Genomic DNA, 15,971 nt, shown 5'->3' with positions numbered 1-15,971 from the left:
CACCACCTTCGAAGGATTCTAGGCGGGGTGGGTTCGCCGTCGCGTCGGCCGTTCAGGGAGCGTGTGCCGCGGAACGACTACGGGCGAGGGTCCAGGATCAGCGGCGGGAGCGGTTCCTGGTCGAAATCGAACTCGCTCAGCAGGTTGCCGAGCCCCCGGACCTCCTCGCGGACCGTGGGACGCGAGTCCGGCCGGCTCATTGTGTCGGGATCCAGCCGTGCGCCGTCGAGGAACAGGTCCTCGATCAATCGCAGGTATGCGTCGAACGACAGCGTCTGCGAGTCGATCATGCCGCGACGCGCCCACGGGCTGATCATGATCCCCGGCACGCGGATGCCGTAGCCGTTGCGATCGACACGGGGTGGCACGACGTGGTCGTAGAAGCCGCCCCAGTCGTCCCACGTCAAGAAGATCGCCGTCTGCTCCCAATCGGGCCCGCGCATCAACGCGTTGACGACGTTCGTCACGTGTCGCTGCCCTTTCCAGATCGGCTCGCCGGCGCCGGGATGCTCGCCGACGCCCGAGTACGGCATCACCCACGACACCGACGGCAACGTTCCGTCCGCCGCCGCCGCATAGAACTCCGAGTGGCCCTGGACCCGATCGAGCTGGCGGTTCTGGCGGACGGTCGTGAACCACCGAAGCGGGTTCTGCTGGCTCACGGTGCGTTGTCCGCTCCTGTCGTTCGGGCAGGGATCGAACTCACACGTGTCGTCGCCGACGTAGTACGACCAGCTCACCCCGGCCTCGTGCAGCAAGTGGGTGATGTCGGTCCACGCCCAGATCGGAACGTCCTCGTGGGAACGCTGGACCTGCGCCTCGTCGCTCAGCTCGAGATCCGACACGCAACTCATCGGATCGCGAGGGTTGTCGCAGCTCGCCGCCCACGCAGAGACCAGGAACAGGTGCGCCGGCAGCGTCCACGAGTCGGCCGGCGCGAACATGCGGTCCTGCAAAACGAACCGGCGCGCGTACGTCCAGTAGTTCGGGATCGTCCGCGCCGTGTGGTAGCTCATCACGTCGGGCTGTCGTTGCGGCCCGAGGTAGCGCGCGCACGCCGGGTCGTCGCGGTGGTCGGCGCAGTGGATCGGGCTGTCGACCACCGTTCGGATGAACCCGTCCATCCGTCCGCCGTCCACGTCGGCGCGCGAGTGTCGCCATGCGTGCGGTCCGCCCTCCTGCAGCTGGCTGGTCGTTCGGTACGGCCGCGCGCACCTGCCGAGGACGGGGTCGGGGATGCACACGGCGATCCGGCCGTCCTCGGTCCGCGGAAAGCCCTTCGCCCCGGGGAACGTCCCGAAGTAGTGATCGAACGAACGGTTCTCCTGCACGATGAACACGAGGTGCTTGAGCGTCGCCCGGGCCTGCACGAGCTGCGTCTGCGACGGCTCTGGTACCGCGTCGCGGCTGCAGGCCGCCGCGACCAGCGCGAGCGACGCACCGAGGACGAGGAGCGTTCGCCTCATGTTCCGCTCGGCCTACCGGCGCCGGGATCCAGGATCAATGGGTCGAGCGGTTCCTGTTCGAAGTCGAACTCACGCAGCAGATCGCCGAGCACCTGGACCTCCTCGCGAACCGTGGGCCGCGAGTCCGGTCGGCTCATCGTCTCCGGATCGAGGCGCTCACCCTCGAGGAACAGGTCCTCGATCAGCCGCAGGTACGCGTCGAACGACAGCGTTTGCGAGTCGATCATGCCGGAACGCGCCCACGGGCTGACCGTCATCCCCGGAACGCGGATCCCGTACCCGTTCAGGTCGACGCGCGGCGGTTCGACATGGTCGTAGAAGCCGCCCCAGTCGTCCCACGTGATGAAGATCGCCGTTTCCTCCCAGTCCGGTCCGCGCATCGCGGCGTTCACGAGATTGGTCACGTGGCGCATGCCCTTCCACACCCGCTCATCGTTGTCCGGGTGCTCGCCGACTCCGTTGTAGGGAACGATCCACGACACCGACGGGAGCTTTCCGGCACGAGCCGCTTCGTAGTACTCGGCGTGGCCACGAACGTTGTCGATCTGGTGGTTCTGCCGGACCGTCGTGAACCACGGGAGCGGAGTCTGCTGCATGACGGTGTTCCGGCCGCGCGGGTTCCGGCGGCAGCCGAAGAAGCACGTGTCGTCGCCCACGTAGTACGCCCAGCTCACGTCGCGCTCGTTCAATAGATACGTGATGTCGGTCCACGCCCACAGCGGAACGTCCTCGCGGGCCTTGAGGATCTCCAGCTCCTCCGCCGGATCGAGCTCCGAGACGCAGCTCATCGGGTCACGAGGGTCCTCACATCGCGCAGCCCACGCCGACACCAGGTATAGGTGGGCGGGAAGCGTCCACGAGTCTGCCGGCGCGAACATGTGGTCCTGCAGGACGAAGTTCTCCGCGTAGCGCCAGTAGTTCGGGATCTCCCGATCGGTCATGTAGCTCATGACGTCGGGCTGCCCCTGCGGCCCCAGGTAGCTCGCGCACGCCGGATCGTCGCGATGGTCGGCACAGTGCATCGGACCGTCGATCACCGTGCGGACGAACCCGTCCATGCGGCCGCCGTTCACATCGGCGTCGGAGTGGGGCTCGCCGTGCGGCCCTCCCTCCTGCAGCTGGCTGCTCGTGTGGTACGGCGATACGCACGTGCCGAGGATCGGGTCGGGAACGCACACCGTCGGTGTGCCGTCACGCATGGGGATGCCCTCGGCGCCGGGGAACGTGCCGAAGTAGTGATCGAACGACCGGTTCTCCTGGACGATGAAGATCAGGTGCTTCAGGCGCACCTGCGCCTGCTCGAGCTTCGGCATGCCGGAGACGTCGTCCGGTGCGTGTGATGGGGACGACGCAACCGGCTGCGTCGTCGCGGGACTCGTGGTGCCGTCGGTCGCCTCGGGCGTCGCTTCCGAAGGAGCGGAACACGCCGCCGCGACAAGGCACGAGACGAGCGCGATCGCGCGGGCAGTACCAGGGACACGAGGCACGCCCGAGCCTACAACGCCGACGCCTGACCTCCGAGACGCCCGTGAGAGGATGCCGCCGTTCCGCGCCACGAAGGAGCTCCCATGAACCGAACGGCCACCCACAACGTCACGCTCATCCCCGGCGACGGTATCGGCCCCGAATGCGTACGCGCCGCCCAACGGATCGTCGAGGCGACCGGCGCGAACATCGACTGGGACGAACAGGAGGCCGGCGCAGAGGTTTTCAAGAAAGGACTCCCCTCAGGCGTCCCTCCCGAGACGATCGAGTCGGTCGACCGCACCCGCGTGGTGTTGAAGGGACCGCTCGAGACTCCCGTCGGATTCGGCGAGAAGAGCGCGAACGTGACGCTCCGCAAGCTGTTCGAGACCTACGCGAACGTTCGCCCCGTCCGGGAGCTCCCCGGCGTGACGACCCCGTACAGCGGCCGTGGCATCGACCTCGTCGTCGTTCGCGAGAACGTCGAGGACCTCTATGCGGGGATCGAGCACATGCAGACGCCCGGCGTCGCGCAGGCCCTCAAGCTCATCAGCCGGAAGGGCTGCGAGAAGATCGTGCGCTTCGCGTTCGAGCTGGCGATCGCGGAGGGACGCGAGAAGGTCCACTGCGCCACCAAGGCGAACATCATGAAGCTCTCCGAAGGCTTGCTGAAGCGCACCTTCGAGGAGATCGCGCCGGAGTATTCGGCGATCGAGGCCAATCACATCATCGTCGACAACTGCGCGCACCAACTGGTGAAGCGCCCCGAGCAGTTCGACGTGATCGTGACGACCAACATGAACGGCGACATCCTTTCCGACCTCACATCGGCGCTCGTCGGCGGGCTCGGGTACGCGCCGAGCGCGAACATCGGAACCGACGTCGCGATCTTCGAGGCGGTGCACGGCTCGGCGCCGAAGTACGCGGGCAAAGACGTGATCAACCCCACGGCGGTCGTGCTATCGGCCGTTCTGATGCTTCGGCACCTGGGCGAGTTCGACGCCGCGGCGGACATCGAGCACGCGATCCTCGTGACGCTCGAGCAAGGAACGTTGACCGGCGACGTCGTCGGCTACGACAAGGGCACGCCGACGAGCGCGTACACCGACGCGATCATCGGCAACCTCGGCAAGCGCTCGAAGCGGTGGCAGGTGCGCGACTACAAGCCGATCTCATTGCCATCGGTCGCCTCCCGGCCCGACTTCGTTCGGCCCGCGGAGCGCGCGGTGGTAGGACTGGACCTGTTCGTCGAGTCACCGCTCGATCCGGAGGAGCTCGGCACGAGCCTCCGCGCGCTGACCGATGACACGAACCTCGAACTGAAGTCGGTGTCGAACCGAGGACGGCAGGTGTTCCCACCGACCGGAGCGACCGCCGACATGGTCGATCACTATGCGTGCCGGTTCATAATCAGGCAGGACCCGGGCGACCTCTTGGACGGCGCGGTCCACGACCTCTTGCAGCGCGTGTCGACCAAGCACAAATGGATGCACATCGAGAAGCTGCAAGAGTTCGACGGCGAGCTGGGGTTCACCCGCGCGCAGGGAGAGAATTAGAGCAGCGAGCGTTGGGCGCGCCGGTCATAGATCGGCCGGCCGTCCTCGCCCCTCGCCGATGAGTGAAGGACGTGCTCCTCCCCGCCGCCGTCGAGCAGATGAACGACGCGGCCCCCGGTGGCGACGATCGCGTCGGAGAGGATCCGCCGGTGGCAGCGGCGCCAGTCGGACTCGGCACACATGAAAGCGGTGGGCATCTCGTCGGCGCTCCGGAGCAGCCAGTCGAGGCCGTCGGCGAACTCGCGCGTCTCGGTGTGATCGGCGTAGCCGCGAAGCGCGTCGTTCCAAAGCGCGACGTGGTGAGAGTCCGGGCGAGGTGTGCGGAGACCTCCCAGCTCGGCGCCGCGCCAGACGTACTCGATGCAGGCGTCGGCCAGCACGGAGTCGAGCGTCGCCTTGTTGAAATGCGGGTTCCGGCGCGACGCGGGCATCGCCCGAACGTCGACGACGCGACGAATCCCGGGGGCTTGAACGAGCTCGAGGAACGCGTCGACCGGCCGGCGGCCGTGGCCGACGCTGTACAAAAGGGCCATAGGACAAGAGTAGAAGTGGAATCATCCGAGGCCAGCGGAGCGCGTTCGATATCCTGGCAAAGCCCCGGACGGGGCGCTCGGTCCCATCGTCTAGTGGCCTAGGACACCACCCTCTCAAGGTGGAGACACGGGTTCAAATCCCGTTGGGACTACAAGCAAAGGCCCAGGTCAGAAACGGTGTCGCATCTGAACCGCCACTCAACTCGGTCGTTCGTCCCGCATTCGTCCCGTGGACGACCGTTACACGTAGCGATCGAACTGCCGACGGGAGGGAACAGGTTGAGGCTTTTGCTTAGGGGCTGCGAGGCCACGAGTTGGGGTCCCAACTAGGACGGTCGCGTGTGGATAGCGTCATATGCACCATGGGTTCGTCACAATTACGGCCCGTTCGACCGCTCCCTCAGCCACGTTTTCTCCTTCTAGGACTCGTGAAGCTAGGGCTCTTTCGTCCACGCATGTATGACCCGACGTTCGACCCGGTCGTAGACCTCGACGCGGTTGCCTTCCAGGCCCTCCATGCCCATCGACGTCTTGAAGGCTGTCACAGGTGGCGGTCCGTTCAGCCGGGGTGCCCCTCGCCCTCCGAGCTACGCACGTGCCTGAGCATGAGCCCGACGAAGATAGCCAAGGCGATCGTTCCAACCAGGCTTACGGCGGCGGCGACGTGCAGTCCCCGGACGAAGGCCTCGCGAGCGGCGTCGACCATGGCGCGGCCGACCTGATCCGGAAGCCGCCCGGCCACCTCGATGGCGCCTCCGAGCGTGTCCCGTGCGATCGCGGCCGCCTGGGGAGAGACCCCGGGCGGGATGCCCTCGCCGATCCCGGCGCGATAGATCGCAACTCCGATGCTGCCGAAGATGGCGATCCCGAGAGCCCCGCCGAACTCAGCGGACGTCTCCGAGATCCCCGCGGCCGCCCCGGCCCGCTCGGGCGGAGCCGACCCGATGATCAGGTCGTTCGTCAGGGTGAACAAAGGAGCGCTCCCAAGCGAGAAGGCGACGGAGCCGGCGACGATGACCGCGAAGCCTGAGGCCGCGTCGATCTGCGTAAATATCAGGAAGCCCACGGCGGCCAACGCCAGGCCGCCCGCCATCACCGGCGCCGGACGGACCCGGCGGGCGATCACCGGTGTCAGATTCGATCCGACGACGAACCCCAGGGCCCACGGCAGCGTCCACAAGCCCGCCTCGAGCGGTGACAGCCCCAGCACCAGCTGGAGATATTGCGGCAGGAAGAGGAAGCCCCCGAACACCAGGAAGATGCCGAACCCATACGTCACCAGCGAGGCGGTGAAGGCCGGCCTCACGAACAGCCGGAGGTCGATGAACGGATCGGCCAGCTTCAACTGCCGGCGCTGAAACACGACGCCAACGGCCAAGCCGGCAACGATGAACATCACGGCCACTACGCTCACGCCGTCCTGGGCGATCTGCTTGAGACCGAAGATCACCGCCAGAACTGCCACCAGCGCCAGGGCGGCGCTCGTGAGATCGAGACGGCCCGCGTCTGGGTCGCGGTATTCGGGGAGGAACTTCGGCCCAAGTGTCAGCAGCAGCGCCATCACCGGCACGGCCAGCAGGAACACCGCGCCCCACCAGAAGAACTCCAACACCAGGCCGCCCAGCAGCGGGCCGATCGCGCCTCCAACCGAGAAGCTGGTGATCCAGATGCTGATGGCCACTGTGCGCTGCCGGGGGTCGAGGAACATGTTCCGGATCAAGGACAGCGTGGACGGCGCAAGGGTCGCCCCTGCCACCCCCAGCAGGGCCCGGGTGGCGATAAGCATTTCGGCGCTGGCCGATAACGCGGCCAGCACGGACGCCACGCCGAACGCGGCAGCGCCGATCATGAGCAGACGGCGGCGACCGATCCTGTCGCCCAGCGTGCCCATCGTGATCAGGGACCCGGCCACCAGGAACCCGTAGATATCGATGATCCACAGCAGCTGCGTGCTGGTGGGCCGGAGGTCCGCGCTGATGGCCGGCACCGCCAGGTGCAGGACGGTCAGATCCATCACGTACAGAACGCACGCCAGCGCGATAACAGCGAGCCCTATCCACTCCTTGCGCCCGGCCCGAGGTGGGGCGGCGACCTGGTTTTCAGCCTGCACTGCTCACCTCCAGCCGTTCGGCTTCTCTTTACGACCCGTGGGGTCGGCAAGACTCATCGGTCAGTCGGCTAGGTCGGTCCCGCCGAGCTGGCAGCTTGAACGGTGGCGCCCTTCACGAAGCGCTGGAGCCTGTCGCTGCCCTGGTGCCGAATGAACCATCGGCCCGATTGGACGACGGCGAGGTAGATGGGCAAGAAGATCGCGACGGTGGCAATCGCCGCGCCAAGGAATCCGCCGACGAGGTAACCGATGAACAGCGGCGGGTGATCACAACGGGTCCCGGCCTGATCAGGCCCATCGCTACCGAGTCGAGGAACTCGCGCCCTGAGAGCCAGTAACACTGCTCAACGACCCCCTTCTCGGAGGAACGGGACGATCGCGAGCCCAACACCGAAGATGACGCACATTCCTGCATGTTTACCGTTCGTACGGGACGGACGACGAGGGCACCGATGCTTCCCGCTCATCTGGTTCAGTCGACCACGCCGTCCCGCTCGGCATCGTCCGCCTTGAGATTCAGAGAGATCGAGTTCATGCAGTAGCGCTCTCCGCTGGGCTCGGGACTATCATCGAACAGATGGCCAAGGTGGCCGCCGCACCGGGCGCACGTGACCTCGATTCGGCGCATGCCGAAGCTCACATCCTCGTGAAGCTCGACGGCTCCGCGAGCGATCGGCTCGAAGAAGCTGGGCCAGCCGGTGCCCGAGTCGTACTTCGCCTCGGAACGGAACAGTTCCTCTCCGCACGCCGCGCACCGGTAGGTCCCGCGATCCTTCGTGAACGCGTACTTGCCGGTGAAGGCGCGCTCGGTGCCCTTGTTTCTGAGCACCTCGAATTGTTCCGGGGTCAAGCGCTCTCGCCACTCCTGCTCGGATCTCGGGAGGTGCTCTCGGGGCCGCCGTCTCACGATCTGCTCGTCCATCACGCCTCCCTCGATGCGGATTGACACCTCGGCCGAGGAACGGTGCCTCTTATCCCCTCGCTCTCCCAAGAACGCTCGTAACTCGGCGTACGTTCCCCGGGGCGTGGGCGTCCAGGTCCAAATGCACCGCAGCCTTCGCACTGGTGCGGCGAACCGGGAGCCAGGGCGAGGCGAGGAAGGAGGACGCGGCGGTCGAATGATTCTGGAGCTCCAAGAGCAGAGGCAGGTGGTTCACACATCGTCCAGCCAGGTCTACGAGCAGACGCTCAGGTCACTAGGCACGTCGAGTGTGAACCGCCACTCAATTGGTCGTTCGTCCCGCATTTGTCCCGCGACACGTCACACATTCAAGTGGCGCTGGCGGGAGCGGTCCTGTCGATATGCCGATCTTCCGGCGAGCGTGCAGAAGGATCAGCCACCACCCGTGAGGAGCCGGTCCACTGAAGCAGGACTAACAGCACGGCTCTTTACGAGATGTGTCGTTGCGGCTCGTAGTGAAGGACGCCACGCCAGTTCGTGCCAGTTGTGTGCTCAGCCCATCCGCGAGCGGCGTCTACGAGCCCTGCTGCTCCTGCGCGCGCCGAGCGGCCTCCTCGGGCGAGACGTCCTCGACGTGCGTGTGGAACCACCAGTGGTTGCCGAACGGATCCACGACGCCGGCGCTCCGGTCACCGTAGAACTGGTCGGCCGGCTCGCGGAGCGACGTCGCTCCGGCCTCGAGTGCCCGTTGGAACGTCGCGTCGGCATCCTCCACGTACGTCATCACTGTGGCTGGCATCGGCTCGCCGCTGCCCTCGGCCGTCGAGGCCTCCGCGAGCATGACGATCGAGTCACCGATGCGCATCTCCGCGTGCCCGATCCTGCCGTCGGGCTGGGGCATCCTCAAGGCCTCTTCGGCGCCGAACGTCGCCGTGATGAACTCGATGAGTCCTGCCGCGTCCTCTACCAACAGGTAGGGCTGCACGCTGTGGTACTGGTCGGGTATCGCCTTGACGGTCATCGGCTCCTCCTCCTGAGGCTGGATCGAGGCTACCAACTCTCGACTGCGTAAATCCCTGACTCGTGCCGGAGCACTGAGACAGACGACATGCCCATCCAGCTGCGGACACCTTTCTGGTTTGTCCGTCGGACTCTCGGCTGTCGCATCGAGCGTCCTGGGTGAAGATCGCCGTCACCGCGCATACCGGCACATAGGCGTCGCAGTCCACTCGGCGCCACGGGGCTCATGTTCTACGAACGACGAGGTGGACGGTTCTTCGCGCTGGACGCCGACGGCAGAAGCTGCATGCTGGTCGTCGCGGTGCGCGACAGCCCGCGCTTGCTCAGAGCCGGGCGGTGATCGGTCGGAGCCGCCCTGGATCAAGAGGTTCGACTGGGGAACACATCGTCGATCGTGCGCAGCCTCAACTCGAGCGCCGCGAGCTGCGCGTCCCACCGCCAGAGCGCATCACGAAGTTCCGGCTTCTCGAACATCATCAGCGCCGAGCAGACGGTCATGGGGAGCACGTCGACGTCATCGCCCGCAGTTTCCGCGATGTCGGCGAACGTCACATGGAGCGCGTCCTCCGCCTCCTCCTGCGTCTCGAACTCCATGAGGACGTCTGGATGACCAGACGATCGCCAGTGGATGAGGAACCATGGCTGGAGCTCCGGAACCTCGACGACCTGTGCCATCCGCTCTCCAAACCGTGTCCTCGGGCGAGGGGCGGTTCCGTCCCCGAAACGCCTCGATCCTCCGCCTCCGGCGCCGAGATGCGGAATCGGGCGGGTGGAGGGTTCGCGCGATCCCCCAACGTGGGTAGCCCGCGGCGCGAGCCGCCATACGCTTGGCACGGACGCGGATCCGGATGGTGAGGTGAGGAAATGCGCACGATCGCGCTCCTCGGATGGCTCGGGATCGTCGGGGCGCTTCTCGTCTGGCAGGGCATCGGGCTTCTCCGCGGACCCGAATGGCCAACGCTCTCGGACCTTCTTCGCTCCTTCATGACGGTATCCGCCGGGCGCTTCCTCCTGTTCGGACTGTGGCTGTGGCTCGGATGGCATCTGTTCATCCGAGGATGGTCCTTCTTCCTTCGGGGTTGACGACCGTGCTGCGACAGGTCCTTCTGCCGCTCGTCGCCGCCTACGTCGCTTTCGTCGCCATGGTCGGCATCGCTCGGCGACATCCGGTCCCCAGACGGCCGGTCACCGGAAGGAACGTACGGCCGCACCTCGCCGAGACGGTTCGCGCAGTGGCGTGCGGGTACGCCGTCTTCCTCGCGATCGTCCTGATCTTCCACGTCTGGCTCGCCCGTGAACCGGATGCGTTCCCGAGCGCGATCTTCGGCGGCGCGTTCCTGGCGGCCATCGCACTGGTCGCGGCACTCGCCTTGTCGCTGATCGGCGGACGTGGCCGCCCGCACACTTGATCGTTCGGAAGTGGGCGATTCGGTTTGACATCCACAAGGATAGGACGTACTCGGTTTTCAGCGGTTCCCCACGTGGCCGATCGAGGCCCGCAACGACGTCCACTTACCCCGCCGGAGCTGTGTGCGGACGCTCCCGAACCATCTCCCCCTTTGAGAGGCCGGCAACGTCTGGGCCCAATAATGAAGGACTCCCCAGGCCGGTGGCGCGGGCAGATCGGGCCACCATAAGTAAGGACTCCCTGTGGCCCCCGCCATCAAAGCCATCCTTCTTGGCAGTTAGCGCTCACCGAGCTCAACCCGCGCCTCGAGTCCTACCTTGGCTGACGTCCCGGGACCGATCTCACATCGAGCCACTCGGTGGCTCGTGGACCTCGCCGCGCCACGACCCGGTGGGCTTTCCACGGGTCTCGATGAACTCCTTGAACCGAACCAGGTCGCCCTTCACCTGGCGCTCTAGCACACCGAGCGCGTCGCCAACGGATTCGACGGCGCCCTCGGGCTTGTACTCCACCGCCACGCTAATCTTCGTCCGCGACCCGCCATCGGCGGGCTCGAAGAACACTCGTCCCATGTTCTGCGGGTTCCCGAACCCCTCCCAGGCGATCACCTGATCGGGCGTCTGCTCGGTGATGCGGGCGTCCCACTCCTTGCGGCGCCCCGCGACCTCGGCCACCCAGTGGAGGGTGGAGCCCGTCGTCTGCTGGACCGCCTCGACTCCCTCCATGAACCGCGGAAACTCTTCGAACTGCGTCCATTGGTCGTACGCGACACGAACCGGCACGTCGACCTCGATCTCGCTCTCGACCTGTCGCATCTCTTCCTCCTCCTTGGATCAGCCGCGCGTGCGCGCTGGATCCTTGCCGTAGGTGCGCTCCTCCTGGATGCGGCCGTCCTGGCGATGGATGACCAGCCGGCCTCGCTGCGACTTCGCCACCTCGCGGGCTCGCCGGACGACGTCCTGCTTGGCGCTCGACCGCGCGATCGCCCGGCTCGATCCGCGCTTCGCGGCCCGCCATCCACCCTTCGGATCAGCGGAGACGTCGATGACCGGTGCGTCGCCGGCGCGCGTGGTCGACCGCCGGCCGGTGTCCTTGGTCCGCCCTCGCGTGCTCGTCGGGCGGGTGCGCGAGTGCCGGGTCGAATCCGTCGGTTGCATCGCGTCGCGGATAGCGTCCCGCGCGCGGTCCATGATCGACACGATCGGACCGATCAATAGGTTGCCGGTGGCCGACCTCGGACCCCGGGGATGCGGCCGGGTCGGCGCGGTGGCTTCGGCGGCGCGGAACGCAGCCGCCAGCATCCGGAGCTGGTCCGCATCGACCTCGGAACGGATCTTCGGGTGCTCCTCGCGCTCCTCGCGCTCGGCGTGCTCGAGGACTTCCTGCTGGAGTGCCTCCAACATCGCCGGGAACCGCGCGTCCTCGGGACCGATCTTCACGAGCTCGGAGAGGACCCCCTCGGCCTGCTTCTCCTCGGAGACGCGCCGGTCGCGGATATCGTCGGCGCCGGCGCGCAGCGCGAGCGGGTGCACGATCTCCTGTTCGGCCGTCTCATGCACGGCGAGCTTTCGGACCAGAGCCTGGAAGGCACTGCGCCGGCGGGTCCCGGTCGACGAGCGGACCTTCGAGAACAGCTCCTTGATCTCCCTGTGGTCCTTCAGCACTTCGTCGATGACGTCTCCACGGCTGCTCATCTCGGCCTCCCTCCCTCGAACGGCGAGCCAGCGTCGGCTGCCAGTCAGACGATGTGGGCGCAGTACCCACCGATGCACAACCGCATACGCCGATGCGCTCGGTGTGCTCGCTCCGCGCTCGTTTCGGCCGTATAACGGCCCAAGTATCGGATTGGCACCGTCGGGCGAAGTGGAACGCGCCGCAGAGGAGGGCGCCATCAAGGTGTTTCTGACCTGCACCGATGGAACATCGTGGATTTGGCGTTCCGAAGACAGGATCAGGTGGCGTGGACGAAGAACAAGACCCCGAGATCGGGCCAGGACACACCGAGCGTCGAGTCGACCCGGCACCCGACGAGCGTTTCCGGACCCTGGTCGAACACATCCCCGGAGTCGCGACCTATCTCGACCGCGTCTTGGACGACCCTGAGCATTCCGAGCCGATCTACATCAGCCCGCAGGTCGAGGACATGTTCGGGTACCCGGCCACCGAGTGGCTCGGCGAAGGCGAGCTGTGGTTGCAGATCCTGCCACCCCGAAGACCGCGACCGAATGATCGTTGCCGACGCCGAGGCGCGCCGGACGCTCTCACCGATGAGCGCCGAGTACCGGCTGATGACCCGAGAAGGGCGCGTCGCATGGGTGAGCGAGAAGGCCGCGGTCGTGCGAGACGTCGCTACCGGAGAGCTGTACTGGCAAGGCGTGATGGTGGATATCACCGAACGCAAGCGGTCAGAAGAGGCGCTCCGGGCGAGCGAGATGCGGTTCCGGACGATCTTCGACGCGGCCGCTTTCGGTGTGGCCACCGTGAACGTCCACGGCAAGATCATCGAGGCGAACCCGACGCTCGAGCTCATGGCCGGCTACGAGCACGGCGAACTAGCTGGGGTCTCACTGGGTGCGCTCGTTCACAACGACGAACGGGACGGCCTGAATCCGATCGGCGACGTGATCACCGGCGTGGTTGATCGGTGCGAGGTGGAGCACCGATTGAGGCGCAAGGATGACTCGCAGCTTTGGTGCCGCACGGTGATGGCGATCGTGCGCGACGCACAATGCGGCCCATCGTATGGGATCGGCATGCTCGAGGACATCTCCGACCGCAAGGACGCGGAAGAGGAGCTGATGCGGCGTGCCGTCCACGATCCGCTCACCGGTCTGCCCAACCGCCGTCTGCTGGAGGATCGGCTCGTGAGCGCGCTCGCCCGTCTGGCGCGGAGGCCGGACGGCGGAGTGGCCGTGATCTTCCTCGACCTCGACGGATTCAAAGAGGTGAACGACACGTTCGGGCATCAGAGCGGCGACGAGCTCCTCGTCGCGGTTGCGCAGCGGTTGCTCGCCTCGATGAGACCGTCCGACACGCTTGCTCGGATCGGCGGGGACGAGTTCGTCGCGATGTTCGAGGACGTGTCGTCGCGTGCGGCTGCGCGACGCATCGCCAAACGACTGATCGGACCCCTCTCCGAACCGTTTCTCCTGGACAACCGAGAAGTGCGAGTGACGGCAAGCGCCGGCATATCGTTGGGAACCGACTCACACGTCCGCCCCGAGCTCTTGATCCGCGAGGCCGACGGGGCGATGTACGTCGCGAAACGGAAGGGACGAAACCGGATCGAGTTGGCGCACCTGGTCGCGGGTTGACTCGTGATTGGGCTCAGGGCGGAGCGGTTCCGACGCTCCCTATTCTGTGTGTGCTGACGCAACCGAACGTCGGCGGGCGTTCACCTCGTGGAAGAAGGACCACAAGGTAGTTCGTGGGGTCCCTGCGTTGAGATAGCCTCCGGCCGGCAATGCTCGCCGTAAAGCCAGTGCATCGAGGCGAACGAGAAGTTCCGCTGCGAGCGAGGAGGGTCCTTGCGGCGACGTGCGCCGTCCTCGGCGTGATCACCTGCCTCGGCGTCCTGGTCCTCTGGCCCCGTGGCGACGTCGTGAGCCGACTCCTCCGCGATGTGACCGGCCTGCAGGAGACCTACGACGCCGAGGTCCTATCGGTCGTCACGGAGCCGTGCCGGGGCACGATGCCGGAGGACGATATCGAGTGTGCTCACATGACGTTCCGTTTGCTTGGCGGGCCCGACGAGGGAGAGCAGGCCTCGATCGAGGTTCCGCCGGAATCGTCGCAGGCATCGATCGAGCCCGGCACGACGATCGTGCTTGCCCGCAATCCAGACGCTCCCAAGGTCGTCAGATATGGGTTCGTGGACATCGAGCGCGGGAGGACCATCCTGATTCTCGCCTTCGTCTTCGCCCTTGCCGTCGTCCTGCTGGGGCGCCTTCGAGGCGTCACGGCGTTGGTTGGGCTCGCGGTTACGTTCGTTCTCCTTTTGAAGTTCGCCCTGCCGGCGATCCTCTCCGGGCACGATGCCACGGTGGTCGCGGCGTTCGCGGCATCGGCGATGGCCTTCATCGCGCTGTACCTCGCGCACGGCTTCACGGCGATGACGTCGATCGCTCTGCTCGGCACCCTCGCAAGCCTTCTGCTCACGGTGCTGCTCGGGAGCGTCTTCGTCGGGCTGTCCAAGTTCTCGGGCTTCGCGTCCGAGGAAGCGTTCCTCGTGAACATCGGAGCGTCGGAACTCGACCTGTCAGGCCTGATCCTCGCGGGAGTCATCATCGGCGCGCTCGGAGCGATCGACGACATGACCGTGACGCAGTCGTCGGCTGTCGCCGAGCTCGCTGGTGCGGATCCGCTAGCGGATCGCGGCGCGTTGTTCCGGGCGGGAATGCGAATCGGGCGCGACCACGTCTCCTCCACGGTGAACACGTTGTTCCTCGCTTACGTCGGAGCGTCGCTTCCGCTACTGCTCCTGTTCATCCTCACCGATCAATCCCTCGCGTTCGTCGCGAAACGAGAGATCGTGGCGACCGAGATCGTAAGGACGCTGGTCGGCAGCATCGGCCTCGTCGCGTCGGTACCGCTGACTACGTGGCTCGCCGCTTATTGCTTCACCCTCGAAAAATCGAAGCAACCGAGGAAATCGAACGACGTGCCCGCCCCGTCCGAGTCGACTGACGGGCCATCGCGGACGGACGAGGAGCGAGCGCGCACATTGGGGCCCGAGGAACACCCCATTCCCGATAGCCGGCTCGGTCGCCTTCGAAGGCGCTCATGACGAACGGCAACGCCAGGGCAAGCTCGATTCGTCTCGCTATGACGATCAGCGGCCGTGCGAACACAGCACGATGGAACCACCGGGCTCACTGTCCGCTCTGAGACTCCGAACGCTAGGTCGCGCTGAAGCTGGCGTGCATCCCTTGCTGGTAATGGCCGGGGAGGTTGCAGATCAGCACGTAGCTGCCTGCATCCAGGTTCACCGTCAGCGACTGCGAGCTGCCGCCCGCGACGTCCTCGATCTCGTCGATGAGCGTGACGCCTTCGCCCTCCTCGTCGACGACGCCCTCATCGTTCGTCGGCAGCTGATCTTCGGCGAGGTCGGTCTGGAACACGACGAACTCGTGCGTCTGCTCGGCGTCATTGGTGACGTCGAAGGTCACCTCTCCCGCCGGTGCGCTGTCCGAGTCCAGCGTGATCGAGAAGTCCGCGAGGGTCGCGCCGACGCCGCCCTCGTCACCACCGCAGCTTGCCGTGACGAACGCGAGCACCAGGACCACCACCGGAACCGCCAGCCACGGTCGTATATGCCTGGTCACGAATGCCTCCTTTCGGACGTCGCACACTCTTGCGTGGACGAACCCACCCGAAACGAATATAGGCACACCCCCGGATATCGTGCTCACCACTACTCGCGTTCCAACGTTTCGCCAACCGGTCATCGGTAGGGTCCGTCGCCGCAAGGAGCGGTCCAGTGGTCAGTGACGTTGAAGAACGGGCCGAGCCGG

Annotated in this window: 17 protein-coding genes and 1 tRNA gene; 6 read left to right on the top strand and 12 right to left on the bottom strand. The window is 66.2% G+C overall.

What is annotated here, in order from left to right:
- Positions 1-77: 77 nt before the first annotated feature.
- Both VFA08_08875 and VFA08_08870 read right to left on the bottom strand, forming a co-directional pair.
- Positions 78-1,466 (bottom strand): alkaline phosphatase family protein, encoded by a 1,389-nt coding sequence (locus tag VFA08_08875; GenBank protein HYZ13701.1) that lies wholly within the window; start codon positions 1,464-1,466, stop codon positions 78-80.
- On the bottom strand, positions 1,463-2,953 hold the full coding sequence (locus VFA08_08870; GenBank protein HYZ13700.1) for an alkaline phosphatase family protein: 1,491 nt from the start codon (positions 2,951-2,953) through the stop codon (positions 1,463-1,465). The genes VFA08_08875 and VFA08_08870 overlap by 4 nt, the downstream gene beginning before the upstream one ends.
- A gap of 81 nt (positions 2,954-3,034) precedes the next feature.
- Between VFA08_08870 and VFA08_08865 the strand changes: the two genes are divergently transcribed.
- The gene (locus VFA08_08865) at positions 3,035-4,486 is read left to right on the top strand and encodes an NADP-dependent isocitrate dehydrogenase (protein HYZ13699.1); all 1,452 of its coding nucleotides are present in this window, start codon (positions 3,035-3,037) and stop codon (positions 4,484-4,486) included.
- Here VFA08_08865 and VFA08_08860 read toward each other — a convergent pair.
- Entirely contained in the window at positions 4,483-5,019 is a 537-nt protein-coding gene (locus VFA08_08860) for a DUF488 domain-containing protein (GenBank protein HYZ13698.1), read from the bottom strand. The genes VFA08_08865 and VFA08_08860 overlap by 4 nt on opposite strands.
- 79 nt (positions 5,020-5,098) lie before the next feature.
- Between VFA08_08860 and VFA08_08855 the strand changes: the two genes are divergently transcribed.
- Positions 5,099-5,171 (top strand) — tRNA-Glu (locus VFA08_08855).
- A gap of 407 nt (positions 5,172-5,578) precedes the next feature.
- On the opposite strand, the gene VFA08_08850 is transcribed toward VFA08_08855, so the two are convergent.
- From VFA08_08850 to VFA08_08830, 5 genes are all read right to left on the bottom strand, one after another.
- Positions 5,579-7,129 carry an MFS transporter gene (locus VFA08_08850; GenBank protein ID HYZ13697.1) on the bottom strand — a complete coding sequence of 517 codons (1,551 nt, stop codon included), beginning with the start codon at positions 7,127-7,129 and terminating at the stop codon, positions 5,579-5,581.
- Positions 7,130-7,197: 68 nt separating this feature from the next.
- The gene (locus tag VFA08_08845) at positions 7,198-7,470 is read right to left on the bottom strand and encodes a chromate transporter (GenBank protein ID HYZ13696.1); all 273 of its coding nucleotides are present in this window, start codon (positions 7,468-7,470) and stop codon (positions 7,198-7,200) included.
- 131 nt (positions 7,471-7,601) lie between these two features.
- Positions 7,602-8,051: a peptide-methionine (R)-S-oxide reductase MsrB gene (gene msrB, locus VFA08_08840; GenBank protein HYZ13695.1), complete on the bottom strand. Its 450-nt coding sequence runs from the start codon at positions 8,049-8,051 to the stop codon at positions 7,602-7,604.
- Positions 8,052-8,604: 553 nt separating this feature from the next.
- Positions 8,605-9,051: a VOC family protein gene (locus VFA08_08835; protein HYZ13694.1), complete on the bottom strand. Its 447-nt coding sequence runs from the start codon at positions 9,049-9,051 to the stop codon at positions 8,605-8,607.
- A 359-nt stretch (positions 9,052-9,410) separates the two neighbouring features.
- Positions 9,411-9,725, bottom strand: coding sequence for a hypothetical protein (locus VFA08_08830; protein ID HYZ13693.1), 315 nt, complete (start codon positions 9,723-9,725; stop codon positions 9,411-9,413).
- A gap of 189 nt (positions 9,726-9,914) precedes the next feature.
- Between VFA08_08830 and VFA08_08825 the strand changes: the two genes are divergently transcribed.
- Both VFA08_08825 and VFA08_08820 read left to right on the top strand, forming a co-directional pair.
- Positions 9,915-10,133, top strand: coding sequence for a DUF6186 family protein (locus tag VFA08_08825; protein ID HYZ13692.1), 219 nt, complete (start codon positions 9,915-9,917; stop codon positions 10,131-10,133).
- The gene (locus VFA08_08820) at positions 10,109-10,459 is read left to right on the top strand and encodes a hypothetical protein (GenBank protein HYZ13691.1); all 351 of its coding nucleotides are present in this window, start codon (positions 10,109-10,111) and stop codon (positions 10,457-10,459) included. Before VFA08_08825 ends, VFA08_08820 begins: the two co-directional genes overlap by 25 nt.
- Before the next feature lie 340 nt (positions 10,460-10,799).
- Here the strand turns inward: VFA08_08820 and VFA08_08815 are convergent, their stop codons facing one another.
- The 3 genes from VFA08_08815 to VFA08_08805 all read right to left on the bottom strand — a co-directional run bounded on the left by VFA08_08815 (position 10,800) and on the right by VFA08_08805 (position 12,565).
- On the bottom strand, positions 10,800-11,273 hold the full coding sequence (locus tag VFA08_08815) for an SRPBCC family protein (GenBank protein HYZ13690.1): 474 nt from the start codon (positions 11,271-11,273) through the stop codon (positions 10,800-10,802).
- A gap of 18 nt (positions 11,274-11,291) precedes the next feature.
- Entirely contained in the window at positions 11,292-12,152 is an 861-nt protein-coding gene (locus VFA08_08810) for a DUF2188 domain-containing protein (protein HYZ13689.1), read from the bottom strand.
- Positions 12,153-12,409: 257 nt separating this feature from the next.
- Positions 12,410-12,565 carry a hypothetical protein gene (locus VFA08_08805; protein HYZ13688.1) on the bottom strand — a complete coding sequence of 52 codons (156 nt, stop codon included), beginning with the start codon at positions 12,563-12,565 and terminating at the stop codon, positions 12,410-12,412.
- Between VFA08_08805 and VFA08_08800 the strand changes: the two genes are divergently transcribed.
- Together VFA08_08800 and VFA08_08795 are read left to right on the top strand one after the other, a co-directional pair.
- A complete protein-coding gene (locus tag VFA08_08800) occupies positions 12,534-13,772 on the top strand; it encodes a diguanylate cyclase (protein ID HYZ13687.1) in 1,239 nt (412 codons plus the stop codon). The genes VFA08_08805 and VFA08_08800 overlap by 32 nt on opposite strands.
- Positions 13,773-13,921: 149 nt before the next feature.
- The gene (locus tag VFA08_08795) at positions 13,922-15,244 is read left to right on the top strand and encodes a YibE/F family protein (protein HYZ13686.1); all 1,323 of its coding nucleotides are present in this window, start codon (positions 13,922-13,924) and stop codon (positions 15,242-15,244) included.
- Between the two features lie 112 nt (positions 15,245-15,356).
- On the opposite strand, the gene VFA08_08790 is transcribed toward VFA08_08795, so the two are convergent.
- Positions 15,357-15,782, bottom strand: a complete 426-nt coding sequence (locus VFA08_08790) for a sulfocyanin-like copper-binding protein (GenBank protein ID HYZ13685.1) — start codon at positions 15,780-15,782, stop codon at positions 15,357-15,359.
- Between the last annotated feature and the right edge of the window lie 189 nt (positions 15,783-15,971).

It is taken from the genome of Actinomycetota bacterium, from assembly GCA_035640355.1.
Taxonomy (GTDB): Bacteria; Actinomycetota; UBA4738; order UBA4738; family HRBIN12; genus CALGFI01.
The sequence above is the reverse complement of the archived record's forward strand: the minus strand, read 5'-3'. Positions and strand labels throughout refer to the sequence as shown.